Source organism: Nonomuraea sp. NPDC049378 (assembly GCF_055586745.1).
In genome coordinates this window covers 7,481-34,004 of sequence record NZ_JBVJHP010000001.1, presented here as the reverse complement: position 1 = coordinate 34,004, position 26,524 = coordinate 7,481, and the positions used below count along the sequence as shown (strand labels likewise).

The window sequence follows — 26,524 nt, the reverse complement described above, 5'->3', positions numbered from 1 at the left end:
CCTCGTTCATCCCGGCACCTCCGTCTCCAGCAGGCGGGCCGCCTCCGCGTCGGACAGGCCTGACAGCTGCTCGATCAGCAGGACCTCGACGGCGGACGCGAGCCCGGCGACGGTCGGCTGGTCGAACAGGGTGCGGATCGGCACGTCGACCTCGACCGCGTTCCGCAGCAGCGCCGCCGCCCTGGTCGCCAGCAGCGAGTGGCCGCCGAGGGCGAAGAAGTCGTCCAGCGCGCCGATCCGGCCGGCGTCCAGGCCGAGCACCTGCGCCCACACCTCAGCCACGAGCGTCTCGGCGTCCGTACGGGGCGGCACGTGCGCGGGGGCCGGCTCGGGCGCGGCCTGCGGCAGGGCGGACACGTCCACCTTGCCGGCGATCGTCAGGGGCAGCGCGTCCAGGCGTACCCAGCCGCCGGGGACCAGGTGGGGTGGCAGGCTCGCCGCCAGGCGCCGGCGCAGCTCGTCCGGCTCGGCAGGCCCGGTCACGTACGCCACCAGGCGTTCGCCGTCCGCCCGCACCGCCGCCTGGCGCACCCCCGGGCAGGCCAGCAGCGCCGCCTCCACCTCCCCGGGCTCCACCCGGAAGCCGCGCACCTTCACCTGGCCGTCGAAACGGCCCAGGAACTCCAGGTTCCCGTCCGGTCGCCACCGCACCCGGTCCCCGGTCCGGTACAGCCTCGACCCCGGCGGGCCGTACGGGTCGGGCACGAACCGCTCAGCGGTCAGCGCGGGAGAGCCCGGATAGCCGCGGGCCAGCCCGGCGCCACCCAGGCACAGCTCGCCGGGGGCTCCGGGAGGCACGGGCTCCCCGCCGGGGCCGAGCACACGCGCGGTCGCGCCGGCCACCGGCCGGCCGATGGGCGGGCGGCCGGCGCCGGCGGCGCCGAGGACGGCCGCCGTCGCGACGATCGTCGCCTCCGTCGGCCCGTACGTGTTGATCAGCGTGACCGCGTCGCCGAAGCGGTCCCGCCACCGTGCCACGGCCGCGGCCTGCGCCTGCTCGCCGCCGATGATCATCAGCCGCAGCGCGTCCGGCCAGGCCACGTCGCCGGGCGCCTCGGTCAGGCGGTGCCAGTACGCGGTCGGCAGGTCCAGCACGGTGACCTGACGGCCGTGCGGGGTCCGCAGCACGTCCGGCAACGTGAGGGCGCCGCCGGGGAGCAGCAGCACGGACGCGCCCGCCGCCAGCGCCGGGTACAGCTCCTCCGCGTGGGCGTCGAAACCGAGCGACGCGAACTGCACGACCCGGTCGTCCCGGCCCAGTCCGTACGCCTCCCGCATCCAGCGCACCCGCGAGGCCAGGGCGCCGTGCTCCACCAGCACCCCCTTCGGCGTGCCCGTCGAACCGGAGGTGTAGATCACGTACGCCGGGTCGCCCGGCTCGACGCTCTCCCACCCGCCGAGCCACCGCCCGTCCCCTCTGTCCGGCCGGCCGGCGGGGACGAGCACGGGAACCGTGCTCCGCATCCGGGGGGCCAGCGCGGCGTCGCTCACCACCAGGCGGGCGCCGCTGTCTTCGACGAGGAAGGCCAGCCGTTCGCCGGGATGATCGGGATCGAGCGGCAGGTACGCGCCGCCGGCCCGCCAGACGGCCAGCAGCGCGGTCACCGCGTCCACCGACCGAGGCAGGCACACGCCGACCACGCACCCGTCGGCCACGCCGCGCCGCCGCAGCGCCGCCGCCAGCCGCGCCACCCTGGCGTCCAGCTCCGCGTAACTCACCCGCTCCTCGCCGCACACCAGCGCTGTGGCTTCGGGCGCGGTGGCGACGACCCTCGCGAAGAGTTCCGGCACCAGCCCGGCCGCCGCGTACCCCGGCTCCGGCATGCCGCCGGCCGGGCGGTGCACGTCGGAGGCCGGTGCGGGCGAGCCGTGGCCCGGTCCAGTCGTGTGGTGAGGGGGTGCGGCGGCGCGGGCGGCCAGAGCGGCCGTGTCGGCGCCGGTCAGGAGCGGGAGCCGGGAGACCGGGGTGCAGGGGGCGTCCGCGATGCCGCGCAGCAGCACGGTGAAACGGTCCGCCAGGCCCTCCGCGGTGGCCGCGTGGAACAGGGTGGAGTCGTAGCCGAGCACGGCGCGCAGCCCGTCGTCGTCCCGCCAGGTCTCCAGGGACAGCGGGAACTTGGCCTGCCGGTACCCGCCGTCGAACAACCGTACGTCCAGCTCGCCGATCCGCTCGGGCGGGGTGCCGTCGCCCGCCTGGCTGTGCAGGATGATCATGGTGGACAACAGCGGGTTGCGGTGGAGGTCGCGCGGCACGCCGAGCTCGCCGATGAGCCTTTCGAAGGGCACGGTGCGGTGGGTGTGGGCGTCGAGCACGCCGCGGCGGGTGGCGGCCAGCAGATCGCGGAAGGCCGGATCGCCCGAGAGGTCGCCGCGCAGCACCAGGGTGTCGGTGAGATAGCCGATGACCGGCTCCAGCTCCACCCGGTCACGGGACGCCCACGGAGTGCCGACCAGGACGTCGCTCTGGCCGGTGTGCCGGGCCAGCAGCACCTGGTAGGCGGCCACCAGCACCATGAACAGGGACGCGCCGTGCTCCTGCGCCAGCCGGTCCAGGCGCTCCACGACGTCCTCGGGGATCCGGAACGGGTGGAAGGCCCCCACGGGCCGTTCCGCGCCCGGCTTGTCGGCGGGCAGGTCCAGCGCGGGCGGGTCGGCCAGGCGGCGCCGCCAGTACTCCAGCGACTCACCGGCCGCCGCGCCGGACTCCCGCTCGCGCTGCCACAGGGCGACGTCGCCGTACTGCACGGGCAGGGGCGCGAGAACGGGCTCGCGCCCCTCGACCTCGGCCAGGTAGAGGGCGAACAGATCGTCGAACAGCACGCCCAGCGACGCGCCGTCCGCGATGATGTGGTGCAGGACGAAGCAGAGCACGTTGTCGTCGCGGCCGAGCGCGAGCAGGCTCACCCGCAGCGGCGGCGACCCGGCCAGGTCGAACGGCGCGTTGGTGCGCTCGGCGACCAGCCTCCTGGCCCGCTCCTCCGCGCCGGGCGAGCCGGTCAGGTCGAGACGCTCGACCGGCACGGGCCCCGGCGGGTGGACGACGGCGACCGGCCCGCCGTCGACGTCGGCGAACGACGTGCGCAGGCTCTCGTGCCGCGCCACCACCGCGTCCAGCGCGGCCTGGAGCGCGCCGGTGTCGAGCGCCCCGCGTAACCGGAGCACGAGATACATGGTGTACGACGCGTCGTCCGGGTCGAACCGTTGCAGGAACCACAGCCGCTCCTGCGCGGACGACAACGGCGGGTTCGTCCCCGCCGGCCGGGGCCGGATCTCCTGCCGGGCGGCGTGCCCCTCCCCGCCGGCGCCGGTGTCCTCCTCCCGCAGGCGGGCGATCTCCTCGACGAGCCCGCCGATCGTGGGGTCGTCGAAGAAGGCGTCCAGCGACACCTCGACGCCGAGGCTCTCGCCGATCCTCGCGGTGATCTGGGTCATGGTGAGCGAGTGGCCGCCGAGGTCGAACAGGTCGTCGCCGATGCCGATCTCGTCCCCGTCATCCAGTCCGAGCACCTCCCGCCAGATCCGGCGCACCTCGTCGGCCGGCCCGTCCTCGCCGACCCGGCCGGGGCTCCCGGCTCCCTCGATCCCCCCGGCCCGTTCGGCCCGGCCGGCGTCCTGGGGCGGACCGGTGGGAGGTGCGGCGGCGGGGCGGGGCGCGGAGCCGGGAAGGGCGGCACGGTCGAGTTTGCCGACGGGGGTCAGCGGGAGGCCGTCCAGCAGGACGTAGGCGGCGGGCGACATCGCGGACGGCAGGGTACGGCCCAGGTGGGCGGCCAGCGCGGCGGGCTCAGGGGCCTGGCCGGGCGCGGGCACCACGTACGCGACGAGGCGGTGATCGTCGGGCCCCTCGCTCCTGACGATCACCGCCGCCTCGGCGACGTGCGGGTGTTCGCGCAGCCGCGCCTCGATCTCGCCGAGCTCCACCCGGTGGCCGAGCAGCTTGACCTGGCCGTCCGCCCGGCCGAGGAACTCGATCTCGCCGTCGGCCCGGTAGCGGGCCAGGTCACCGGTCCGGTACAGGCGGGCGCCGGGCGGCCCGTACGGGTCGGGGACGAACCGTTCGGCCGTGTGGCCGGGCCTGCCCCGGTACCCGCGCGCCACGCCGGCGCCGCCGACGCACAGTTCACCCGTGACCCCCACCGGGACGGGACGCAGCAGGGCGTCGAGGATGTGGACCTGGGTGTTGGCGATGGGCCGGCCGATGGTGACCGTCTCGCCCGGCTCGCCGGCGGTGCTCCAGATGGTCGTCTCCGTGGGGCCGTACACGTTGACCACCCGGTCGAAGCGGGTGCGCAGCTCGGCGGCGAGCCGGGGCGGCAGCGCCTCGCCGCCCGCGAGCGCGGTCGTCCCCGAGAGCCCGCCGGGCAGCAGCAGCCGCCAGACCGACGGGGTGGCCTGCACGTGCGTGACGCCCTGCTCCGCGGCCAGCCGGGCCAGCGCCTCCGGCCGGCGTACGGCGCCGCGGGGGGCGACGACCACCCGGCCGCCGGTGATCAGGGGCAGGTAGAGCTCGAGGGCGCTGATGTCGAAGGCGGGCGAGGTGAGGGCCAGCCAGGTGTCGCCCGGCCCGGCGCCGAGCCGGTCGCGCATCGCGAGCAGCAGGTTGGCGAGGTTGCCGTGGCCGACCTCGACGCCCTTCGGCCGGCCGGTCGAGCCTGAGGTGTAGATCACGTACGCGAGGTCGCCGGCCGACGGCGGCCGGGGCGGCGGGGCCGGCGGGCCGGTCCGCGGTTCGTCGCCTGCGGCCGGCGCGGGAGGCCGCGGCGCCGTACGACGCCCGCCGGTGACGGCGCTCCCGTGCTCCTCGCCCACGACCAGCACGGGCGCCGGCAGGTATCCGGCCGCGGTCGTCTCCGACAGCAGCAGCCGCGGCCGGGCGTCGGCCACGATCATCGACAGCCGCTCCGCCGGATGGCCGGGGTCGAGCGGCAGGTACGTGGCGCCGGCCTTCAGCACGGCGAGCAGGCAGACCGGCAGCAAGGAGGAGGGCGGCAGGTGTACGGCGACCAGTTCGCCGCGCTCCACGCCCGCCTGCCGCAGCCGGTGGGCGAGCCGGTCGGAGGCGGCGTCCAGCTCGGCGTAGGTGAGCGAGCTGCCCTCGAACGTCACGGCGGGCGCGTCCGGGCGGGCGTCCACCTGCGTGGCGAACAGTCCCAGCAGCGTCGCTCCGGCGGGATAGGCGGCCGCAGTGTCGTTCCACCCGGTGACCATCAGCCGCCGCTCGTCGCCGGGCAGGACGTCCAGGTCGGCCAGGCGTACGCCCGGGTCTTCTGCCGCGTGCCGCAGCAGGGCGCGCAGGCCGCCGGCGAACCGGGTGGCGGTGCCGCGGTCGAGGGCCGCCGGGTCGAAGCGCAGGCTCGCGGCCGGCCCGCCGGGCCCGTCGACGACCTGTAGGTGCAGGGCGTTGCGCGACCCTCCGGCGAACATCATGCGGTCGACCGTGACCTCCAGGCCGGGGAACTCCTGTTCGGACGCCGTCTCCCGCCTGCGGTAGCTGATCGACACGGGAAGGACGGCCGGAGGCCCGCCGAGGGCGCGGGCGGGCGGCACCTCGCGGAAACGGTAGAGCTCGCGCAGTTCGGCCCGTACGGCGCCGACGTGCTCGCGGAACGGCTGCTCGCCGGCCGGGCGGGACGACACGGGCAGCTCGGTGACGAACGGGCCGATGTGCTCCCGGGTCCCGGGCCCGCGCGTGGTCACGTCGATCGCCACCGCCACCGTCCCGGCACCGCCGCCCGCGTCGTTTCCGGTGTCGCTGTCCGCGCCGCCGCCCGACCCGTACCGGAACAGCAGCGCGTGGACGGCGGCGAGCAGCACCTCGAACGTCGTCGCCCCGGCCGCCCTCGCCACCTCGGCGGCGTGCCCGCCCAGCTCGCGGTCGACTCCGGCGCCGATCTCCACGCCGACCCCGAACCGGGGCGTGGGACGCAGCGGCCCCGGCAGCACGATCCGGCCGGGCTCAGCGGGGCGCCGAGCCCAGAACTCCTTGGCGGCGGGCAGCGCGCCCGCGACGCGCTCGTGGCCGGCGGCGGCCGCCTCGGTGAAGGACAGCGGCCGCACCCGTGGGTCGTGCCCGTCGCGGCGGGCGGCGTAGCAGCGGGCGAGGTCCCGTACGAGGATGTCCTTCGACATCCCGTCGAAGACGAGGTGGTGGGCGACGAACAGCAGCAGGTGCCGCGCCGGCCCGGCGGGCGCGAGGGTGAACCGGGCGGTCGGCCCCGTCTCCAGGTCGAACGGGCGGGCGATCTCGTCCGCGACCAGCCGGTCGAGGGCGTCGCGCCCGGCCGGAGCGGCGAACGTCACGGGAGGCTCGGCGGCGGGGGCCAGGCGGAGCTCGTCACGCTGCCGCACGACGGTGGTGGCCAGCACGGGGTGCCGGGCGACCACGTCGGCGCACGCGGCGACCAGGGCGGCCACGTCGAGGTCACCGTGGAGCCAGAGGGCGAGCGGCATGTGGTACGCCGGGCCGGCGCCCATGTGCGCGCCGATCCACATGCCTTGCTGGGCGAAGGTAGCGGGAAGGCTTTCCTGGCGGTGCGTCATGTGCATTCTCTCTGTTCCGTCCGCTGGCCGGGCCGCCGTTTCATGAGCCGGCCGGCGCTGCCAGGGGGTCTCACGGGGAGCCGGCCGCCGGAGGCGGGTCCGTGGGGCCGAGCAGGTCGAGGAGCCGGGGCTTCACCACCTTTCCGACGTGGTTCTTCGGCAGCTCGGGCAGGAACAACAGCCGGCTCGGCAGCTCGTGCCCGGCGAGCCGGTCGAGCAGGAACGTGCGCAAATCGGCGGCCGTGACGGGGTGGCGGGTGACGACGGCGGCGCCGGTGACGCGGCCGAGCACCGGGTGCGGGATCCCGACCACGGCGGCCTCGGCGACCGCGGGATGCTCGTACAGCGCGGCCTCGACCTGCAGCGTGGAGACCTTGTGCGCGCCCGACTTGATGACGTCGCTCTCCCTGTCGACCAGATAGAGGTAGCCGTCCTCGTCGAGGTAGCCGACGTCGCCCATGCGCACCCAGCCGTCCTTGAAGACGTCGTCGGTCAGCCGCCGGTCCCGGTAGTAGGCGCGGGTCCCGGCGGGGGAGCGCAACCAGACCTCTCCCTGCTCGCCGGGCCGGGCGGGCCCGCCGTCCCGGCCGACGATCTTCAGCTCACCGCCGGCCGAAGGGCGGCCCACCGACGCGGGCCTGGCCGGGTCGACGATCATCACGGTCTGCGCCGGTGCCGCCTCGGTGGAGGTGTAGTAGTTGACGATCGTCGCCTTGGGGAACGCCTCCGCCATGCCCGCGGCCACGGCGGGCGGCAGGCTGGCCGCGGTGGAGCCGAGGAGCCGCACGCTCGACAGGTCGTACCTCTCCCGCACCCCGGCGTTGAGCAGCTCGATGGCCATGGCGGGCACGACGAACACCGTGCCCACGCGGTACGACTCGATCAGCCGCGCGAAGCGGGCCGGCGTGAACATCGGCAGGGTCAGCGCGGCGGGCCGGGCCTCCAGGGCGTTGACGAGCATGGTCTGGCCGGCGTTGCTGCCGATCGGGAACGCGTGCAGGAAGTGCCGGGAGTGGGCGAGTTTGCGACGCCGGGGGTTCGTGGTGACGCCGTAGGCGAGGTTGGCGTGGGTGGCGCCGACGCCCTTGGCCCGCCCGGTCGTGCCGGAGGTGTAGATGATCTGCGCCAGCGCGCCGGGGGAGACGCCGCGCCGTACGGGGGTGCCGTCGCCGCCGAGCTCGGCCGCGACGGCCTGCCACACGCCGACGTCGGGCGGTTCGGCGCCGGAGCCGTGCAGGACGGCGGTCACGGAGCAGTCGGTCAGCGCGTGCCGCACCTCGGCGGGTGCCAGGCGGCCGGACAGCGGTACGGCGACGCACCCGGCCCGCATGACGCCGCACCACGCGGCGGCGAAGTCGATCCAGTCCCGTTCGTCGAACAGCAGCCCGACCCGGTGCCCTGCCGGCAGCCCGCGGTCGATCAGCGCGTGGGCGATGGTGTCGGCGCGCCGGTCCCAGCCGCCGAACGACAGCTCCCCGGCCCCGGCCACCACGAGCGCGAGACGGTCGGGCTCCTCCTGCGCGCGGCGTGCCAGCACGTCGGGGAGCGTGAGCCGGGGGTCGTGACCTACCACGATTGTTTCCCGAAAAGTTTCGACACCATGATCTGTTCCCTGATCTGCAGCATCGGCGGCATCGGCAACATCGGCGGTCCGCGCGCACGATCCAGGCCGGCCGACGCCCCGGATCGCTCTTCTTCTCCGGCAGAATAGGCAATTCGGGGGCCGATGCAACAGGGAAAATTTTAATCTGTAGCCGAAACTTTCGATTGCGGGGTCTCGTCCAGGGCCACGAAAGTGGTGGCCGAAGGGCCACCGGGTTCAGCGGCGCCTGGGCCAGGCTCGGAGTTCCGCGGGCGTCCTGACGCGCTGGCGGCACCCGTCCCACGCGATGCGGCCCAGGTTGATGTGGCCGGTGCAGAAGCGGAAGCCGGTGATCCTGGTGAGCCAGGTGCGGCGCGTGCGGCAGCCGCCCTGGGGCGCCTGGGCGGTCCACTCCTGGTCGCGGGTGGTGGTGTACTCGGTCCTGATGGAGGTGTCGTCGCGGACCTTGTCGCACACGGTGATCCGTTTGCGGTCGGCGTCCACCAGGACGGAGCCTTCGCGCGCGTCGTAGGTGGCCACCCGGGGCCCGTCACCCGCCAGGGCGGGGGCGGCGGCCAGAGCGAGTGTCGCCGCGGTCGCCGCGGTAGCGGTGAGGACGCGCTCGAGCATGTCTGACTCCCTTGTCCGCAAGAGCCCGGAGCGCTCGCCGTGTCGTGGGTGTTGGTTCCGCTCCGGGAAGAAAGGCGTGAACTCACCCACTGTGACCGCTCATGGAGGGAGAAGTCCCGCAGGCCGGCACGCTCCCGAGAGGGCTTGGCCAACACTTGGCCGGCCCGGCGGACGGCCCGGATGCTCTATGCCAGGAGCAGGATGACTCGTGTCACTTTCGTAAGCCGCGAGGCTCCTTCCGCTCCTGCGGGTGGGTGGCCAGGGCCTCGACGGTCACGTCCATCCACTTCCACATCGGCAGCGACGCCAGCGCGTCGTGCAGCTCGGCCGGGTCGCCGGCCTCGTAGAGACCGACGGTGGCGTTGCGGCCGGGAACCCGCCACAGCCGCTTGAGCACGCCCGCGTCGCGCAGCTCCTGGGCCCGCTCGCGTTCGGCGCTGCGCAGGCGGTCGCGGGTGTGGTCGGGCGTGTCGGGCGGCAGCAGGTTCTCCGTGCGCACCAGGAATTCCATGGCTCTCCTGTCGACGGGGCGGCGACGTCCTGGCCCACCAGTAGAACCGGACGCGTGAGCGCGTGTCGTCGGGCATCGGAACCGGCCTCACCGCGACAAATGTCCGATGTGGCGGCGGGATCCCCTGCGGTAGGCCCGGCCCCCGCGCCAGGACGGCGTCACGTACGTCACCGCGAAGGAGTACGGCCTGTGACCTCCGGGCGGCTGACGTGCCCGCCTAAGGGCGCACCTCGTACACGAGGTTGAACGGCGTCCGCGCCGCCTCGCGGAACCGGGTGAAGCCCGCCTCCGTGACGACCTCGCGGATCGCGGCGCTCCCGGCCTGCGCGCCCAGCGCGTACCCGCCCGGCTGGGACAGGGCGCTGGGCACGCAGAGGAACGTGGACGCGCTGTAGTACAGCCGCCCCAGCGGGTGGAGGTTCTCCTCGACCCGGTCCGCGGCCAGCGGCTCCACCAGGAGCCACGTACCGTCAGGAGCCAGCGCCCCGCGCACCCGCCGGGCCGCGCCGAGCGGGTCGCCCATGTCGTGCAGGCAGTCGAACATCGCCACCAGGTCGAAGTCCGTGCCGCTGAAGTCCTGTGCGCCGGCGACCTCGAAGCCGACCCGGTCGGCCAGCCCGGCCTCCGCGGCCCGCTTGCGCGCCAGCGCGATCGACTCGGTGTGGTAGTCCGAGCCGAGAACCGTGGTGCGCGGGTACGCCTTGGCGAGCAGCAGCGACGACGAGCCGAGGCCGCAGCCGACGTCGGCGACCCTGGCCCCGGCGGTGAGCTTCGCGTCGACCCCCTCCAGCGCCGGGATCCAGTGCGGGATCAGCTCCGCCGTGTACCCCGCGCGGAAGAACGCGTCGCACCCGACGAAGACGTCCTCGTCGTGCTCGTGCCAGCCGACGCCGGCGCCCGTGCGGAACGCCTCCGTGATGCGCGGCTCCGAGCGCAGCATCCCCAGGGCGATGAGGAACGCCGCCGGCACGTTCGGGCCGTCCGGGTCGGCCAGGCAGAACGCCTGCTCCTCGCTCAGCGAGAACCGGCCGGTCTCCGGCTCGTAGCCGACGTACCCGCCGGCGGCCTGGCCCCGCAGCCACTCAGTCAGGTAGCGCGGGTGGCAGCCGGTGCGCTCGGCGAATTCCTCGGGTGTCGCCGGGCCCTGCGCGAGCGCGCGGTAGAGGCCCAGCCGCTGGCCGACCACCACCGAGCCGGCGGCCTCGGTGGCCGCCATGTCGGCCACGACCCGCCCCAGGAACTCGTTGACCTTCTCGCGGTCCATCCCCGTCTCCTTCCTGTCAGGCCGGCTTCCACCGGTCTCGACCCCCAACGTCGGCACATGCCCTGACATGGCCAAGGCACGCGCCGGGCGGGCAGGGTTCCGGGCAGGGTTCCGGGAGCGGGAGGTCAGCCCGCGCGCAGGAGCGACTCGCCCATCAGTGGCGCGTGCGGATCCGGCGGACCACCAGCCGGGCGACCACGGCGGCGGAGCCCCCCAGCAGCACCAGCACCAGCAGCACGATCGTCGCCGGCCACGGCCAGGCGCTGCCGCTCAGCCCGACGCCGGCCACCGGATACTCCAAGGTCTTCGCCGTCCAGCGGGCCGTCTGCACGTCGTACGTACGGGCGATGTCGCGCAGCACCGGATCGAACGCGAACTCCTCCTCGGTGTGGAGGTACTCCGGCCGCAGCCCCGCCACGCCGTCCACCGCCTTCGCGCGCGCGGCGTCCAGTCCGGGCACGAGCAGGCGGTCGAGCCCGTCCGCCGCGGCCGCGACCGTCGAGCGCGGCACGAAGGTCAGCCCGTGCCTGGAGCGGAACGGCCCGTCGCCCAGCGCGACGGTGCGCCCGACCATGGCGTGCTCGGTGTACGAGATGAACGCGGAGGCCAGCTCCAGTTCCCCGATGCCGCCGGCGACCCGGATGCCGATGGACGAAGGCCCCGGTTGGTAGGAGGAGTTGAGCGCGACCACCACGTCAGGCGGCTGGAGCTCGGACGCGGGGATCCGCGTGGAAGCGCCGGGGGAGTAGTGCCGCCAGTGCACCCTGCGCGCCGCCTCCCGCGCGGTGCCGGGGTCGACCAGCCGTTCGAGCACGCGCAGGGCGCCGTCGATGCCGGACAACACGCCGGCCGTGGTGATGAGGTTCCCGTCGTCGACGTAGCGCACGCCGGTCACCCACCCGACGCGGGGGAAGTCGTCGCGCAGCCCGGCCATGCGCAACCAGTGGGAGGTCGCGGGCCTGCCGTCCAGCAGCCCGCTGGCCGCGAGCGTGCGAGCCCCGTTGCAGACGCTCATCGCCACCGCGCCGGCGGCCGACTGTTCCCGCAGCCAGCGGGTGATCGAGCCCAGCTCGGCGGGGCCGGGGTCGTCCATGGCGGGGACCACCATGGCGTCGAGCTTGTCGTTCCGGTTGCTCAGCAGCCGCGCGAGCCCGCCGAAGGTCAGGTCGGGCACCAGATCCAGGCCGCCGGTCAGGGGCGCCGGCCGCGAGCCGGGAGACACGACGTAGGTGTTGACCCGGCCGGTGCCCGCCAGCACCTCGTACGGCCCGAGCAGGTCCGCCACGTTCGTGCCGCTGCCGCCGGCCAGCAGGGCCACCGTCGGCTTGGCCGGGTCGTGCTCCTTCGGCGCCGGCCGGACGGTCACCGCGTCCGCGCGGGCCGTGTACAGGTCGCCGAACTTGCCGACGGTGTTCACCGCGGAGACCGCGCCGGGAAGCAACAGCGCCGCCAGGACGACGGCCGTCCCGCGGAGCCACCTGCCCCGGAACCTGAACCGGTGCCGGGGATCCGCGTACTCCGCGCGCCGCCAGATCATCGCCGCCGCCAGAAGCGCCATCGGGATCACATGCCCGATGAGCGTCACCGGACCGGCCGGTAACACACCGAGCCAGAAGGGAACGAGCAGCACGGGGAACGGCAGGAACACCGCGAGGCTCATCTCGGCGATCCGCGGCCAGGCATGCCGGCGCACCAGCATCCAGAGCGCCACACCGGCGGCCATGCCGGCCGCCATGAGCAGGAGGTAGACGTCGAACCGGGCGACCTCCAGCACCGAGATCCACAGGGGGTCGAGCAGCACCATCCCGAGGGCCGCCGCGATGACCAGTTCGAGGTAGTGCCAGACGAGGCGGGCGGCGGTGCGTACCCCGCCGGGACGACGTTCGTGGTTCGTCATGCCGGGCTCCTGACGTGAAGGACGTTGAGGCCCCTCACGCTAGGAAGGCAGGCGCGCCACCGAATCAGTGAAGTCGCCGGTCATCACGCCGGTCCTGCGCCCTGCCCCACGTCGGGCCCCACGTCGGGCCCCACGTCGGGCCCCACGTCGGGCCCCACGTCGGGCCCTACGTCGGGCGTTCGGCGAGCACCATGCGCATGAGCTCGGCCCGCGACGTGAGGCCGGCCTTCTGGAAGACCTTGCGCAGGTGGTAGTCCACGGTGCGCGGGCTGAGGAACAGCTGCGCGGCGATCTCCCGGTTGGTCAGCCCTTCGCCGACGGCCAGCGCGATGCGCAGTTCCTGGGGGGTGAGCGTGGTCAGCGCCCCCGCCTCGGGGGCGCGCGCCGACTCGCCGGTGGCGCGCAACTCGCCCAGCGCCCGATCGGCCCAGGCGATCGCGCCGATGCGGCGGAAGGTCTCCGCGGCGCCGCGCAGGTGCTGCTGCGCCTGGGAGCGCCGCCGGTCGCGCCGCAACTGCTCGCCCAGCAGCAACTCGGTACGGGCCTGCTCCAGCGGGGCGTCGGCCAGCGCGTGCAGGCGCAGGCTCTCCGCGTAGTGGGCCCCGCCGTCGTCGCGGACCAGCGCCCGGCAGCGCGCCGTGAGCGCGCCCAGCTCCGGCGACGCGGTGTGCTCCGTCCACCGCGCGTAGCGGGCGGCGGCCACGGCGGCCCGGTCGTGCTCGCCGGCCCTGACCAGAGCCTCGACGAGATCGGGGACCAGGCCCATCGCCAGGTCCGAAGGCTGGTCCGCGTCCCACCCGCCGACCGCCTCGAAGTGCCGCGCGGCCTCGCCGTGCCTGCCCGCGACCAGCTCCGCCAGCCCGAGGGCCCGCCTGGCGTACGCCGTCGCATCCGCCAGCCGGCGCTCGCTCGCCTCGGCCAGCACCTCCGCGGCCAGCTCACCGGCCTCGGGACGGCCGCGGATCGCGGCGCACAAGGCCAGCAGCCCCCGGTTGCGGCAGGCCGTGTTCGGCTGGCCGACCTCGGCGGCGAACGCGCAGCCCTCCTCGGCGTGGGCCTCCGCCAGCCCGAGCCTGCCGCGGGCGAGCTCGTCGGCCGCCTGGTACTCGAGGTTCCACGCGAGGGCGCCCAGCGAGCCGCCGGCGCGGGCCAGCCGCCCGGCGTTCTGGTACAGGCGCCGGCTCAGCTCGCGGTCGCCGAGCCCCCGGGCGATCGCCCCTGCCAGGGTCATCGTGATCGGATCGGTGAGCGCGTCCACGCCGGCGCCGTCCCGTACGGCGGGTCCCGGGTCGTGGCCGGCGCGGGCCAGGCAGGCGGCGCGCAGCAGCCGCAGCACCGCCTCCTCAGGACCGCCCTCTCCGTCCCGGGCGTCCTGCTCCGGCATGCCCTCGTCGAGCCAGCCGGCGAGCTCCGACCAGGCCCCTGGCCGGTTGGTACGGGTTCCGAGGTCGCCGTACATCGCGACGGTCGGGGTGAAGCGGCGCCGGTCGACCCGCAGCGCCCGCGGGATCCACGGCCTGACGAGGTCCATCGCGTCCTCGGGAGAGCCGATGAACTCGGTCACCACGGCCCGCATCGCGGCCACGGAGATCCGGTCCACCTCGTCCAGACGGGGCTCGCGCTCGGCCCGGTCGAGCAACTCCCCGGCGGTGGCGGTGAACCCCCCGCGAACGGCGGCGCGCGCCGCGCTCCACAACCGCCGGCCCCGGTGCGGGCCGGCCGCGGTGAGCTCGGCGGCGCGCGACAGCGCGGCCATGGCCGCCGCCGGGCCTCCGCGCAGCGCGGCCTGCTCGGCCGAGCGTTCGAGCAGCTCCGCGGCCTCCTCGTCGTGGCCGGTCGCGGCCTGACCGCGGTGCCAGGCCCGCCGGTGCTGGTCGGCCGGAGCGTCGAAGGCCGAGGCGAGGGAACGATGGATCGCCGCGCGCCGCCCCGGCGTGGCGCTGTGATAGATCGCCGACCGCATCAGCGGATGCCGGAACACCAGCCTCGGCCCGTCGTACGTCAGCAGCTCGTCGAGCTCCGCCCGGTGCAGCGGCCCGGCGTCGAGTCGCAGCTCGACGGCCGCCTTCTCGATCGTCTCCACGCTGCCTGAACCGTCGGCGGCGACCAGCTGCAGCAGCGGCAACGCCTCCGCGTGCCGGGCACGGACCCGGCTCAGGAACGAGCGCCGCAACTCGTCGGTCAACGCCGGCGGCTCCTGCGCTCCTTCCGGCGGGAGCTCCTTCCCCGCCAGCTCCAGCAGGGCCAGCGGGTTGCCGCCGGTGGCGGCCAGCAGGTGGCGGCGCTCGCCGTCGGTCAGCCGCCGCCCGCCCGCGCGCTCGGCCAGCAGCGCCGTGGCCGCCTCCCCGCCGAGGCCCATGAGCGGGACCCTGCGCAGGTGAGGCAGGTCGGTGCCGTGGCCCTCGTCGGCCCGCGCGGCCAGCATCAGCGCGACGGGCTCGTCGTCCAGCCGGCGAGCGACGAACGCCAGCGTCTTGAGCGTCGGCTGGTCCGCCCAGTGCGCGTCGTCGACGACGCACAACACCGGCCGCTCCCCGGCCAGCAGGGACAGCAGCGACAGGCTCGCCAGGCCCACCAGGAACGGATCGGGCGCGCCGCCGTGCGCCCGCCCGAACAGGATGTTCAGCGCCTGCGCCTGCGGCCCAGGCAACGCGCCGACCGAACCGAGCACGGGCATGAGGAGCTGGTGCAGGGTCGCGTACGCGAGATCCGCCTCGGGCTCGACGCCGACCGCGCGGAGCACCTGGAAACCGGCGGCCCGCTCCTCCGCGTACGACAGCAGCGCCGTCTTGCCGATGCCCGGCTCGCCGTGCAGCACCACCCCGCCGCCGTGCCCGTCCGCGGCGCGCCGCAACAACGAGTCCAGCAACTCCGTCTCGTCGGCTCGCCCCAGCACATGCCGAGCATAGAAAGCACCGGCACCCATGACAAACATCCCAAGCCGGGACCTTCTTCGGCGTGCGTGGTGTGGACGCTTCGAAGCGGCTGTTCCGTGCGGGCGCGGGGGATCCCGCAACGGCGGGGTGACGAGACCGGCGATTTCGCCGATGCGGGGTGCGGCGGTGGGCTCCTAGCGTCGGGTGCGTACCGGACCTGCGAGACGAACCGGGGGCGAGGCCACCATGACGCGCGGAGCCTTGAGCGGCCGTACCGCCATCGTCGCCAGCGCCGGGCACGGCATCGGTCACGGCGCCGCCGCCACGTCCTGCGCGCTGAGCAGGGCGGGCGCCAGCGTGGTGCTCGCCGCCCGCGACGGCCAGGCCCTCGCGGCGCTGGCCGCCGACCTCGGCGCGGCGGGCGGCCAGGCGGTCGCCGTCCCGACGGACCTGGCCAGCCCGGTGTCGGTGCGGCGGCTGGTCGAGCAGACGCTCGGCGCGTTCGGCCGCCTCGACGCCGCCTGCAACGACATCGCCTGCCGCCCTGCCGCCTCCGGCGCCGCCGCTCCCTGTGCCGCTGCCGGGTGCGACGGCGGGTGCGACTGTGCCGCTCAGGTGCGGGGCCTGTCCCTGGCGTTGAAGTACGAGATCCCGGCGATGCGCCGGACCGGCGGGTGCATCGTCAACCTCGTGCCGTCCGGTGCCCCGCGGGCCGCCGTGATCGAGATGACCCGCGAGGCGGCGCTGGACCTGGCCGGCTCCGGCGTCCGGGTCAACGCCGTGGCGACCGGCCCGGTCGCAGGTCCGCTCGCCGGCGCGGGCGTCGGTCCGGGCGGCGCGGAGATCGGTCCGGACGGCGGCGTTGACGGTGTCGCGCATACCGTTCTGTGGTTGTGCTCGGACGCCGCGTCCGCCATCACCGGCAGGGCGCTGTACGCCCGCTCCGGACCCTGCCGCGACTCCTCCGGGCTCCGCCCGCGGAAGTAGCGATCACACACGAGGAAACGCGGAAGGGGCCGGCGTCCCTGGCGGGCCCGTACCGTGCGCCGATCGCGCGTCAGAGGGTTCTCGTCATGAACGCGCTGTGCGGGTCGGGCTCGTAGTCCGCGAACGGCTCGCAGTAGGCGAAGCCGAACTTCTCGTACAACCTCCGGGCGGGCAGGAAGAACTCGGCCGAGCCGGTCTCCAGGCTCAACCGGGTGAAACCCATGCGGCGGGCCTCGGCGATGATGTGATCCAGCAGGAGGGACGCGATCCCGCTCTGCCGTCGCGCCTGCGAGGTGCGCATCGACTTCACCTCGGCATGGCCGGCGTCCAGCCGTTTGATCGCTCCGCAGCCGACGACCGCGTCACCGTCCATGACCGACCAGAACGTGACTCCGGGCTCGCGCAGCCCGTCGAGGTCGAGCGCGTGCTTGCTCTCCAAGGGCGTGATGGACCGCATCTGCTGGACGTGTTCGTCAAGGAATATGGCGATCTCCGGGCTGGACAGGTCGTCGACCACGATCTTCATATACGTCTCCCTACGGCCGGGTGTCAGGCATAGCGTGCCAGGCCGGCGCCGGCCGGGTTCCGGAGGGGGCGGCGGGCGCGCTCCGGCCGGCATGCACCGCCCAGTTCCCCGGCGGAGCGATCCGCGGCCAGCTCTATCCGGGCGACTGGTAGGCCGGTCGCGTTTGAGGAGCCCTGCCGGCGCCGGTTCGCGCGATAAGCGCACGCTGTCATGAAATGTCCGTAATAGGTAGATGGTGATATGGGAGGTCGCTGGGTAGAGATCGCAGCACGGGGGAAGGAGCCGCCCATGAACGTTCCAGCAGGGGACGCCGGACGGTCCTTGGCGGCGGAGGGAGAGCGCACCTTCCAGCTGCGAGACCTTTCCGACGCCGCGACGTACGTGGTGGACGACGCGGGGCACATCGTCGGCATCAACCCCCGGGCGGAGCAGATGCTCAACCGCGCCGCTTCGACCCTGCTGGGAAAGGACGCCCACGACCTGCTGCACCGCGGGAAATACGGCGAATCCCTGCCGCGGAGCCGGTGCGTGATGCGGCAGGCCCTCATCTCCGGCGAGACCAGGCAGGGCCACCAGGAATGGATGGAGCGCGGGGACGGCTCGCTGATCGCGGTCTCCTGGATGGTGACTCCCTGCCGGATCGGCGAGGGAGGCGAGGGCGCGCTGGTGCTCTTCCACGGGGAATCCGCCCCCACCCACGCCGAGGGGCAACCCAGGCCGTCCGCGTCGTCGATGCCGGAGCTGGACCGGCTGGCCCTGCTGGCGGAGACGACCGCGACCCTCACCTCCAGCCTGGACGTCGACGAGACCGTGCGCCAGCTCATCCGCCTGGTCGTGCCGCTGCTGGCGGACTGGGGGGTGGTGGACCTGCTCACCGAGGAGGGCGGGGTGGCGCGCGTCGCCGTGGTGCACTACGAGCACGGCGTACGGGTGCACCGGCGGGACCTGGAAGGACCGATGCCGCCGGTGCCGCAGGAATCGTCGATGCCCCTGTCGCGGGCGCTGCGCGGAGTCACCCCCGCGCTGGTGGGGCCGCAGGACTACCAGGGGAGTCCCGACTCGGACATCGCGGTGAGGCAGCGTGAGCTGTTCGAGGAGACCGGCATGCACTCCGCGACCATCGTGCCGATCCGCGGCGTCCGGGAGGTGGTGGGCGCCCTGACCCTGGGGCGCTCCGAGCGGTCCGGGGCGTTCACGTCGGCCGACCTCCTGCTGGTCGAGGACATCGCCCGCCGTGCCGGGCTCGCGCTCGACAACGCCCGCCTGTACGAGCGGCAGCGACGGGTCGCGGAGACCATGCAGCGCCACCTGCTGCCGACGCTGCCCCGCGTGCCCGGCCTGCTGATGAGCGGGCGCTACCTGCCCGCGCCGGACGCCTCCCAGGTCGGCGGCGACTGGTACGACGCCTTCGTCCTGTCCGACGGAGCGACTGGCCTGGTGATCGGCGACGTCGTCGGCCACGACCTCGACGCCGCGGCGGGCATGGCCCAGGTCTGCAACATGCTGCGCGCGTACGCCGGGGAGGTGGAGAAGCCTCCCAGCGAGATCGTGAACCGGCTGGACGAGGCGGTGGTGCGGATGGCCGAGACGACGATGGCCACCGTCATCTTCGCCCGGGTGGAGCAGCCGGCCGGCGCCTGGCGGCTGCGCTGGACCAACGCGGGCCACCTGCCGCCCCTCCTGGTCGAACGCGACGGGCGGGCCCGCTTCCTGGACGACGGCAGCGGCCTGATGCTGGGCACCGGGCTGCCTGCCGCGCGCGAGGACGCCGCCGTCGAGCTGCCGCCGGGCTCGGTCCTGCTGCTCTACACGGACGGGCTGATCGAGTCTCCTGGCCACTCACTCGACGACGGGCTGGCCAGGCTCGCCAGGTACGCCTCGTCCCTGGTCGACCAGCCGCTCGGCTCGATCTGCGACGCGCTCCTCGCCGGCGTGCGCCCCTCCGACAACGACGACGACGTCGCCATGCTCGCCCTGCGCATCCCCGGCTGACCGGCGCGGGGGGGAGGAGCAGGTCAGGTCACCTTGGCGGACGCGGCCTCCCAGGTGTTGCACGAACCCGGGTGGCCGGTGGCGAAACCGCGCGCCACCCAGGAGCGGACCGTGGCGGTCGTGCCGTACCAGCTGTTCCTGCCGTCCTGGTCGCCGACCGGAAGGGACTTGAAGCGGTGCCAGTCTTTCGCGGAGCGCCCCTTCATGGGCCAGACGCTCTTCATGAAGGCGCCCCCCAGGCAGGCGGACTGGAGGAAGTAGCGCCGGGACTGCTCGCGGTACTCCGCCTTTCCGTCGGCGGACAGCTCGCCGAGGGCGGCCGAGATGCCGGTCAGATACTGCACGTGGTAGGCGTACATGGAGGCGGCCGTGTGGAACAGCCACAGGTCGGAGGGGTTGGCGGCCCACTCCTCGCCGATCTGGAAGATCAGTGTGCGGGTCTCCTCGCAGTACCACGCCTGGGAGTCGGCGCCGTCCACCGCCAGGTCGCAGTGGTTCCTGGGGATCCGGTTCATGTGCCGCACCCGGACCGGTTCGTACGGCAGCCCGGCGCCGGTGAGGTGCCGTTTCCAGGTGCGCTCCAGGCAGGCGACGACCGCGTTGACGTAGGCGCGCGCCAGCTTGCGGTCGCCGCGCCTGACCGGGGACTCCCCGCAGGTCGTCCTGGGCAGCGGACCCGCCTGGTAGAGCGGGTTGGCGGTCAGCTCCTTGCGGTCGACGGGGTGGACCGTCGTTCCCCCGGCGGCCGCGCTCGTCGGCGGCCCGGTCAGCGGCGCGGCGAGGGTGCCCGCCAGCGCCGTGATCATGAAAAGTCTCACGTGGCGTGACTTTAGGGCCCGGTCCGACCGCCGACAAATCGCCGCCGCCCGGTCGACGTGGCGTAGGACCGGATCGTCTCCAGGAACAACACGATCACGGCGATCCCGAGCAGCCCGTGGTACCACTGCCAGCCCACGCCGACGCCGACGAACCCGTCCACGGCCATGATGCCGGCGCCGCCGCCGACGGCCGCGGCCATCCCGGCGAGCACGAGCAGCATCAGCCATCTGGGCACCCGGCGGCCCAGCGGCAGGACCGTGAGGAGGACGATCCCCGCCCCCGCCACCCCGGACGCGGTCGCGAGCCACTGCGCCGTGGCCGCGTCCATGAAGTAGCTCGCGGCCTCGGAGGCCGGAACCGGCGGGCCGCCGGGGAACCCGAGCCGGGCCTGCGTGGCGAAGGCGGCCTTCCCGGCGGCGTAACCGAGGAACAGCCCCGCCACCGCGTACGCGGGCCAGCGTCGTGGCCGATCAGAACGCGTCATGGCCGTCACCGTAGACGCCGCTCGCCGCGGTCCTCTTCCCCTGGCCCGGGGAGGAACGTCCCCCGCGAGAGGGAGAATCCAGGCGGCTACGTCATTTGTCCACCCACCGCCCGGTCATTTGGGCGGTGTCGCCCGGATCAGGTCCGTGCCTACCATGTGGCGCGGGCGGCGCCGGCGCGGCCGGGAGGGAGACTGATCCATGGACGTCTCCATCGGCACGATCTGGGAGGCCGTCGCCCGCCGCCTTCCCGGCGCGGTGGCCATCGCGGAGCCGGGGGGGGACCGCACCTACGCCGAGTTCGAGGACCGGGCGGCCCGGCTGGCCACGGCGCTGGAGCGGGCCGGGGTCGGGCCGGGGGACACGGTGGCCTGCTACCTCCACAACGGCGCGGCCTACCTCGAGACCGTGTTCGCGGCGTTCAAGCTCGGCGCCGTGCCGGTCAACGCGAACTACCGCTACACCGGGGAGGAACTGTCCGCCGTGCTCAGGGACGCCGACGCGGCGGCGATCGTCTTCAGCGGCGAGCTGGCCGCCCACGTCGGCCACGCCGCGCGTACGGTGCCCACGCTGCGCCTGCTCGTACGGGCCGGCGCGCCCGCGGACGGCGCCGCCGGCCCTCCCGCGGCCGGCCTGGACGATCTCCTCGCCGTCACGGAGCCCAGGCCCGCGGCGTCGCGGCCGAGCTCGGACCGGCTGTTCATGTACACCGGCGGCACCACGGGCCGGCCGAAGGGCGTCATCTGGCGGCAGGGCGATCTGCTGCACTCGCTGACGGTGCCGGTCTTCCGGCCGCTGGGCGTGTCCGAGCCGCCCTCGACGCTCGACGAGGCGGCGCGGATCGCGGAGAGCGCGCGTGCGCGGGGCCGGGCGCCCGCGACGATGCCGGTGGTCCCGCTCATGCACGCCACCGGGCTGTTCAACGCGATGGGCGCCCTGCTCACCGGCGGCCGGGTCATCACCACGCGCGAGGGCGGGCTCGACGCGCGGCACGTCTGGGAGACCGTCGCCGCGCAGCGGGCGGGCACGATCATCGTGGCGGGCAACGCGGTCTGCCGGCCACTCGTCGACGAGCTCGTCGCGGCGGAGGAGGCCGGCAGGCCGCACGACCTCGCGTCGCTCACGTCGGTGATCAGCTCGGGTACGGTCCTCAGCGACGGCCTCAAGCGGGCCCTGCACGCGCGCGCCGACGTCACCGTCATCGACGCGCTCGCCTCCAGCGAGGGCGGGCCGTTCGCCTTCGCCGTCACCTCCTCCGCCGGCGACCTGCCGAGCCGCTTCCTGCCGGTCCCCGCGACCAAGGTCGTCTCGCCCGAGGGCGCCGAGGTCGTCCCCGGCAGCGGGGAGACGGGGGTGCTCGCCTACGCCGGCCCGCTGCCGCTCGGCTACCACAAGGACCCGGCCAGGACCGCGGCCACGTTCCGCGTCATCGACGGTGTCCGCCACTCCATCCCGGGCGACCTCGCGCAGGTCGAGGCGGACGGCGCGATCCGGTTCCTCGGCAGGGGCTCCGGTGTGATCAACACGGGCGGCGAGAAGGTGTTCCCCCAGGAGGTCGAGAACGCGCTGCTCGCCCACCCGGGCGTGACGGACTGCATCGTGGTGGGCGTCCGGGACGAGACGTGGGGCGAGCGCGTCTCGGCGGTGGTCGCCACCCCGGACGGCACCCTGACGGAGCGGGAGCTCCAGGGCTGGGTCCGCCGCGGCCTGGCCGGGTACAAGGTCCCGCGCGCCGTCGTGCTCCTCCCGGCGCTGCGCAGGACGCCCACGGGAAAGCTCGAAGTGGCGTGGGCCCGGCGCGTGATCGAGGAGATGGGGCGGCGGGACTGACACCCCCGCCGCCGAAGGGTGTCAGATCCGGTCGCTGAGGGCGCTCAGCAGGCGGCCGAACCCCCGGGTGGCCAGCCGCGGCGGTGCGGCGCCGTTCATGCGCATGAGGCGCTCGCTCTGCATCAGCGTCCGCGGGCCGGACACGGCGAGGGTGTTCGAGGCGACGGTGGAGGCCAGGGCCGCCCGCCGCCTGCGCCTGGCGGAGTACACGCCGACGACGTCGGCCGGATCGGCCACCGCGGCCAGGCAGTCCACCAGCGTCGCCACGTCCTCCAGCGCCTGGTTGGTGCCCTGCGCCCCGACGGGCGGCATGCCGTGCGCCGCGTCCCCGAGCAGCACGCACCGCCCCTCGCCCCAGCGGCACGGCACCTTGTGCCGGGTGTGCGGGAACAACTCGGCGTCGCCGTCGCGCAGCGAGTCCAGCACCTGCTCGACCGGGGAGGCCCACCCCGCGAACCGCCGGCGCAACATCTCCAGCGGCTTGTCCTCCCTCGGCGCGTCAGGCGACCACGGCACGTCGAAGAACCACTGCATGAGCCCGTCGCCCGCGCTCGCGTACCCGAAGTCGCCCTGCCGGCCGACCATCAGCGTCGTGACCGATCCGAGGTCGAACGGGGCCGGCGTCAGACCCTGCCAGATCGCCGCGCCGGTCAGCGCCGCCGGGGCGTCGCCCAGGACGTGGGCCCGCACCCGCGAGTGCACGCCGTCGGCGCCCACCAGGAAGTCGCCGCTGTGCTCCTCGCCCGCCCGTGTCCGCACCCGTACGCCGTCGCGGTCGGCCCGCACCTCCGTGACCCGCGCGCCGAACCGTACGGTGCCCTCCGGCAGCCCGCGGTCCAGAAGGGTGATCAGCGAGCCGCGCGGCAGCACCCGGGCCGCCGACCCGAACCGCTCCGCCGGCGCCTCCAGGTCGAGCTCCAGCACCGGGTGGCCGCCCGCGGTCCGCAGGCGCATCGCCGTCAGCCGCTGCCCCGTGCCCTCCAGGTCGACGCCGACGTCCCCGAGGATGGCGGTGCCGTTGCACCACAGGGTGATGGCCCCGCCCCCCAGCCGCAGCCCCGGCGCCTGCTCCAGCACCACCACCTCGTGCCCGGCGGCGAGCAGTCCCCGCGCCGCCGCCAGCCCGCTGATCCCCGCTCCTGCTACAAGCACCCGCACCGGCGGCCTCCCAGGCTCTACAAAATGTAGTACTACACTTTATAGAGCCTTGGGTCGCCGGCCCGGCCGGGGCGCCGATCAGTCCGACTTCGCGAGCTCGTCAAGGGCGGCGCGGGTGACCTGGAGCCGGTTGCCGGGAAGCGGGGCGTACGTGTCGCCCGGCTTCGCGGACGTCGCCACCCTGCCGTCCGGGCCCGTCGCGACGTACTGCCCCTGTTCCGGGCTCACCATGGTGTGGTCCCCGGTGTCGTCCCAGGCGTGCAGGAACAGCAGGTAACTCCTGTCCTGGGCGAGCTTGACCTCGTCGAGCGCGGTCAGCTTCTCTCCGCCGAGCTCTCCGCCGAGCTCTCCGCCGAGCTCTCCGCCGAGCTCTCCGCCGAGCTCTCCGCCGAGCTCTCCGCCGAGCTCTCCGCCGAGCTGCCGGACCTCGACGGAGCGCACGCCGGCAGGATCGCCCTTGAACACGTGGGTGATGTCCGCCGTGGCGATGGTGACGATGTCGCCGACCTCCTGTTCGGCCACCTTCCTGGCCTCGGCCAGCTCATCGGGGGTGAGCCCGTACAGGGGGTTGGCCTTGGGGTCGTCGTATCCCTCGTCGCCGGGTTCGAGGATCTTCGAGGGCTTGTCCCTCGCGGTTCGCATGCCGGTGACGTTGGCCTGCACCACGAGGTCGGCGTCGTCCCACATCTCCTTCACGGAGGCGAAGGCCGGATAGTCGGCCGACACGACCGCCTCCCGCGCGCCGGCCCGGTCCATGGAGACCGCCGTCGTCGTGGCGGCTCCGCCTCCGCATCCCGCCACAGAGAAGACGAGGCCCGCGCCCAAGGCGAGCGTGGCAAGGTGTCGCTTCGCCATCAGAACTTCCTCGTGTAGCCGGTGGTGTAGTAATCCGTCACGTCGCTGTTGTCGTGCGACTGGCGGCGCGTCATGGTGTTCCGGTTGCGGCACTTACACATGATCGAGTCGTTGCGCTCGTTGTGCCCCAGGCTCAGCGCATGGCCGAGCTCGTGCGTGAAGACGCTGTGCACGTAGTTCTGGAACCGGCTGGCCCTGTTGGCGATCGTGCGGGCGTTGAGCGTGATGTAGCAGCCCGTGGACCCGCCGTTGACGTGGTAGCTGTAGTAGTGCCCGAAGCTTGACGAGCTGTAGCGTCCCACCTTGACGTTGCAGTTGGCGCCCGAAGCGTTGTGCAGGGCCACCCTGGCGTGTCCCGACCAGCGTTGCGGCGCCTTCGTCATGGGCGGTTTCCACTGATCGTTGTAGCTGGTCACGTGGTGATAGCTGAAGTTCGACCACTTCTGCCCGTAGTCCTTCCTGTGCGCCGACACAGGGGTGGCGGACAGCGGTACAACAGCGGCGACCAGCCCCACGACGACCACGCCCGTGGCCGTCCGGTGGTGACGGGGAGCATGCCTCACCAGGAAACCTCCTCGATCGCGGCATTGCGGAACACGATCTTTCTAGGGCGGCCGGTGTTTCCTTTCTGTTTCCGTTCGCGAACCACCGTCCTCACGCGCCGGCGTCGTGAGCACGCCCGCCTCCCGGGCGTCCGGGAACGGCCGTCCGTGGCCTTGCTGCGGACGCGGTCCCGTGCGAGATTTCACGGGGGGCAAGGACGGAGCAGGGAACCATCGATCGACGTGAGCCGCCCGGCCGGAGCCCGTTGGGAGGCGCTCGTGACCGGGAGTCGGCTCGGAGGCGGAAACGACGGGGGCGCCGTGCGCGTGGGATCCCAGGTCCGGCGGCCGGTGCGAGCGTGGACGGCGTCCGTTCACCAGCTGCTGCGGCACCTGGAGAACAGAGGATTCGACGGCGCTCCCCGCGTGCTCGGCATCGACGCGGACGGATGCGAGATCCTCACCTATCTCGAAGGCGACACCGTCGGCGACGCCCTGGTGTGGCCCCGGTGGACCCGCACCGAGGACACGCTCGTGCAGGTGGCCTCATGGCTGAGGTCGTACCACGAGACGGTGGCCGACTTCGTGCCCCCCGCGGACGCTCACTGGCGCACCGGCCGGCCGTGGGAGCCCGGGCTGGTCATCGCGCACAACGACGCCAGCCCGTTCAACGCCGCCTACCACGCCGGGCGGCTGGTCGGCTTCTTCGACTGGGATTTCGCCGGCCCCACCACGGTGGACTCCGACGTGGCGGCGCTGGCGCTGTGCTGGGTGCCGCTGCACGCCCGTCACGTGGCCGCCGCGGAGGGGTTCACCCAGTTCGACACGCGGCCCGCGCGGTTGCGCCGGTTCCTGGACGCGTACGGATGGAAGGGCCGCACGAAGACCCTCATCGACGACGCCCAGGCGCAGATGCGCGCTCGTGCGGCCCTGATCCGCCGGCTGGGCGTCACCGGCGACGGGCTCTACGCCAGGCTGCTGCGCCGCGGCGTCGCCGACGACCTCGACCAGGCCGTGCGCGAACTCGACGACTTCCCGCGCTAGCGCGCATCCGCGCCCGCCGGCGGGATCGGGAGAGCGCCTACCCGCCGGTCGCCCTGCGGAACGCGGATCGGGGTGGTGGGGGAGGACTGGTCGGGGAGGGCCGGTCGCCCTACGGCGCGCTGATCCGGGCGGTGAGGGGGAGGTCGGCGACGCTGGAGCCGGCGTGGACGGTGAACTCGCCCGGCTCGGTCCGCCAGCCGCCGTCCCAATGCTGGAACGCGCGGCGCGGGAGCGGGATCGTGACCCGATCGGACTGCCCCGCGACGGCGCGCACCACCGCGTATCCGGCGAGCCAGCGCACCGGCCGGTCCACCGCGCTCGACTCCCGTGACAGGTACACCTGCACCACGTGCTTGCCCGCGCGCCCGCCGGTGTTGCGCACGGTCAGGCTCACCTCGCCGTTGGTGGCGGCGAGGTCGGTCAGCTCCCAGCTCGTGTAGCCGAGCCCGTGCCCGAAAGGGTAGGCGGGCGCGGTTCCGGCGCGCAGCCATGCGCGGTAGCCGACATGGACGCCCTCCTCATAGACCACCACCCCGTCCGCAGGAGCGGTCCGCAGGACCGGCACGTCCGCCTCCTCACCGGGCCAGGTGGTGGGCAGCCGGCCGCCCGGCTCGGCCGTCCCGAGCAGCACGTCGGCCAGGGCGTCGCCGAACTCCTGCCCGCCGAACCAGCCCAGCAGCACGGCGGCCACCTCGTTCCGCCACGGCATGAGCACGGGCGCGCCCGCGTTGACGACGACGACCGTGCGCGGGTTGGCGGCGGCCACCGCACGCACGAGCCCGTCCTGCGCGCCGGGAAGCGCCAGCGTGGCCCGGTCGGCCGCCTCCCGTTCGATCTCCGGGCTCGTGCCGACCACGACCACGGCCACCTCCGCCCGCCGCGCCGCCTCGACCGCCGCCTCGACCGCCGCCTCGACCGCCGCCTCGACCGCCGCCTCGACCGCCGCCTCGACCGCCGCCTCGACCGCCGCCTCGACCGCCGCCTCGACT

18 protein-coding genes are annotated in these 26,524 nt (G+C 74.2%); 4 read left to right on the top strand and 14 right to left on the bottom strand.

The window, feature by feature from the left end; translation table 11 throughout:
* Positions 1 to 6: 6 nt before the first annotated feature.
* From ACZ6SA_RS00120 to ACZ6SA_RS00090, 7 genes are all read right to left on the bottom strand, one after another.
* Complete coding sequence (locus tag ACZ6SA_RS00120; protein ID WP_465825726.1) at positions 7 to 6,540, bottom strand: amino acid adenylation domain-containing protein; 6,534 nt, start codon at positions 6,538 to 6,540, stop codon at positions 7 to 9.
* 70 nt (positions 6,541 to 6,610) lie between these two features.
* A complete protein-coding gene (locus tag ACZ6SA_RS00115) occupies positions 6,611 to 8,113 on the bottom strand; it encodes a class I adenylate-forming enzyme family protein (protein ID WP_465825725.1) in 1,503 nt (500 codons plus the stop codon).
* Between the two features lie 246 nt (positions 8,114 to 8,359).
* Positions 8,360 to 8,752 (bottom strand): hypothetical protein, encoded by a 393-nt coding sequence (locus tag ACZ6SA_RS00110; RefSeq protein ID WP_347642246.1) that lies wholly within the window; start codon positions 8,750 to 8,752, stop codon positions 8,360 to 8,362.
* Positions 8,753 to 8,963: 211 nt separating this feature from the next.
* Positions 8,964 to 9,263: a muconolactone Delta-isomerase family protein gene (locus tag ACZ6SA_RS00105; protein ID WP_443150696.1), complete on the bottom strand. Its 300-nt coding sequence runs from the start codon at positions 9,261 to 9,263 to the stop codon at positions 8,964 to 8,966.
* A gap of 217 nt (positions 9,264 to 9,480) precedes the next feature.
* Positions 9,481 to 10,527, bottom strand: coding sequence for an SAM-dependent methyltransferase (locus ACZ6SA_RS00100; RefSeq protein ID WP_347642248.1), 1,047 nt, complete (start codon positions 10,525 to 10,527; stop codon positions 9,481 to 9,483).
* Positions 10,528 to 10,681: 154 nt separating this feature from the next.
* Positions 10,682 to 12,424, bottom strand: coding sequence for a DJ-1/PfpI family protein (locus ACZ6SA_RS00095; RefSeq protein ID WP_465825723.1), 1,743 nt, complete (start codon positions 12,422 to 12,424; stop codon positions 10,682 to 10,684).
* 166 nt (positions 12,425 to 12,590) lie between these two features.
* Entirely contained in the window at positions 12,591 to 15,320 is a 2,730-nt protein-coding gene (locus ACZ6SA_RS00090; protein WP_465825722.1) for an AAA family ATPase, read from the bottom strand.
* A gap of 226 nt (positions 15,321 to 15,546) precedes the next feature.
* Here ACZ6SA_RS00090 and ACZ6SA_RS00085 point away from each other — a divergent pair, with 226 nt between their 5' ends.
* Entirely contained in the window at positions 15,547 to 16,287 is a 741-nt protein-coding gene (locus tag ACZ6SA_RS00085) for an SDR family oxidoreductase (protein ID WP_465825720.1), read from the top strand.
* Between the two features lie 70 nt (positions 16,288 to 16,357).
* Here the strand turns inward: ACZ6SA_RS00085 and ACZ6SA_RS00080 are convergent, their stop codons facing one another.
* The gene (locus ACZ6SA_RS00080) at positions 16,358 to 16,813 is read right to left on the bottom strand and encodes a GNAT family N-acetyltransferase (protein ID WP_465825718.1); all 456 of its coding nucleotides are present in this window, start codon (positions 16,811 to 16,813) and stop codon (positions 16,358 to 16,360) included.
* A 288-nt stretch (positions 16,814 to 17,101) separates the two neighbouring features.
* Here ACZ6SA_RS00080 and ACZ6SA_RS00075 point away from each other — a divergent pair, with 288 nt between their 5' ends.
* A complete protein-coding gene (locus ACZ6SA_RS00075; protein ID WP_465825717.1) occupies positions 17,102 to 18,805 on the top strand; it encodes a PP2C family protein-serine/threonine phosphatase in 1,704 nt (567 codons plus the stop codon).
* Positions 18,806 to 18,828: 23 nt separating this feature from the next.
* Here the strand turns inward: ACZ6SA_RS00075 and ACZ6SA_RS00070 are convergent, their stop codons facing one another.
* Both ACZ6SA_RS00070 and ACZ6SA_RS00065 read right to left on the bottom strand, forming a co-directional pair.
* Positions 18,829 to 19,623 (bottom strand): hypothetical protein, encoded by a 795-nt coding sequence (locus ACZ6SA_RS00070; RefSeq protein WP_347642255.1) that lies wholly within the window; start codon positions 19,621 to 19,623, stop codon positions 18,829 to 18,831.
* 11 nt (positions 19,624 to 19,634) lie between these two features.
* On the bottom strand, positions 19,635 to 20,108 hold the full coding sequence (locus tag ACZ6SA_RS00065; protein WP_347642256.1) for a hypothetical protein: 474 nt from the start codon (positions 20,106 to 20,108) through the stop codon (positions 19,635 to 19,637).
* 199 nt (positions 20,109 to 20,307) lie between these two features.
* Here ACZ6SA_RS00065 and ACZ6SA_RS00060 point away from each other — a divergent pair, with 199 nt between their 5' ends.
* Positions 20,308 to 21,936 (top strand): AMP-binding protein, encoded by a 1,629-nt coding sequence (locus ACZ6SA_RS00060; RefSeq protein WP_465825715.1) that lies wholly within the window; start codon positions 20,308 to 20,310, stop codon positions 21,934 to 21,936.
* 21 nt (positions 21,937 to 21,957) lie between these two features.
* On the opposite strand, the gene ACZ6SA_RS00055 is transcribed toward ACZ6SA_RS00060, so the two are convergent.
* The 3 genes from ACZ6SA_RS00055 to ACZ6SA_RS00045 form a co-directional block, all read right to left on the bottom strand.
* A complete protein-coding gene (locus ACZ6SA_RS00055; RefSeq protein ID WP_465825714.1) occupies positions 21,958 to 23,094 on the bottom strand; it encodes an FAD-dependent oxidoreductase in 1,137 nt (378 codons plus the stop codon).
* Between the two features lie 78 nt (positions 23,095 to 23,172).
* A complete protein-coding gene (locus ACZ6SA_RS00050) occupies positions 23,173 to 23,949 on the bottom strand; it encodes a hypothetical protein (RefSeq protein ID WP_465825712.1) in 777 nt (258 codons plus the stop codon).
* Complete coding sequence (locus tag ACZ6SA_RS00045) at positions 23,949 to 24,512, bottom strand: matrixin family metalloprotease (RefSeq protein WP_465825710.1); 564 nt, start codon at positions 24,510 to 24,512, stop codon at positions 23,949 to 23,951. Before ACZ6SA_RS00045 ends, ACZ6SA_RS00050 begins: the two co-directional genes overlap by 1 nt.
* Before the next feature lie 300 nt (positions 24,513 to 24,812).
* Here ACZ6SA_RS00045 and ACZ6SA_RS00040 point away from each other — a divergent pair, with 300 nt between their 5' ends.
* Complete coding sequence (locus ACZ6SA_RS00040) at positions 24,813 to 25,535, top strand: phosphotransferase (protein ID WP_465825708.1); 723 nt, start codon at positions 24,813 to 24,815, stop codon at positions 25,533 to 25,535.
* A gap of 109 nt (positions 25,536 to 25,644) precedes the next feature.
* Here the strand turns inward: ACZ6SA_RS00040 and ACZ6SA_RS00035 are convergent.
* On the bottom strand, positions 25,645 to 26,524 hold an 880-nt coding region (locus ACZ6SA_RS00035; protein ID WP_465825706.1), incomplete at its 5' end, for a glycoside hydrolase family 3 C-terminal domain-containing protein.

What these genes read in the sequence shown, in the direction of transcription:
- ACZ6SA_RS00120 (WP_465825726.1), bottom strand. Translation starts at nt 6,540, where the DNA reads ATGACGCACCGCCAGGAAAGCCTTCCCGCTACCTTCGCCCAGCAAGGC.
- ACZ6SA_RS00110 (WP_347642246.1), bottom strand. Translation starts at nt 8,752, where the DNA reads ATGCTCGAGCGCGTCCTCACCGCTACCGCGGCGACCGCGGCGACACTC.
- ACZ6SA_RS00105 (WP_443150696.1), bottom strand. Translation starts at nt 9,263, where the DNA reads ATGGAATTCCTGGTGCGCACGGAGAACCTGCTGCCGCCCGACACGCCC.
- ACZ6SA_RS00100 (WP_347642248.1), bottom strand. Translation starts at nt 10,527, where the DNA reads ATGGACCGCGAGAAGGTCAACGAGTTCCTGGGGCGGGTCGTGGCCGAC.
- ACZ6SA_RS00095 (WP_465825723.1), bottom strand. Translation starts at nt 12,424, where the DNA reads ATGACGAACCACGAACGTCGTCCCGGCGGGGTACGCACCGCCGCCCGC.
- ACZ6SA_RS00085 (WP_465825720.1), top strand. Translation starts at nt 15,547, where the DNA reads ATGACGCGCGGAGCCTTGAGCGGCCGTACCGCCATCGTCGCCAGCGCC.
- ACZ6SA_RS00080 (WP_465825718.1), bottom strand. Translation starts at nt 16,813, where the DNA reads ATGAAGATCGTGGTCGACGACCTGTCCAGCCCGGAGATCGCCATATTC.
- ACZ6SA_RS00075 (WP_465825717.1), top strand. Translation starts at nt 17,102, where the DNA reads ATGAACGTTCCAGCAGGGGACGCCGGACGGTCCTTGGCGGCGGAGGGA.
- ACZ6SA_RS00065 (WP_347642256.1), bottom strand. Translation starts at nt 20,108, where the DNA reads ATGACGCGTTCTGATCGGCCACGACGCTGGCCCGCGTACGCGGTGGCG.
- ACZ6SA_RS00060 (WP_465825715.1), top strand. Translation starts at nt 20,308, where the DNA reads ATGGACGTCTCCATCGGCACGATCTGGGAGGCCGTCGCCCGCCGCCTT.
- ACZ6SA_RS00050 (WP_465825712.1), bottom strand. Translation starts at nt 23,949, where the DNA reads ATGGCGAAGCGACACCTTGCCACGCTCGCCTTGGGCGCGGGCCTCGTC.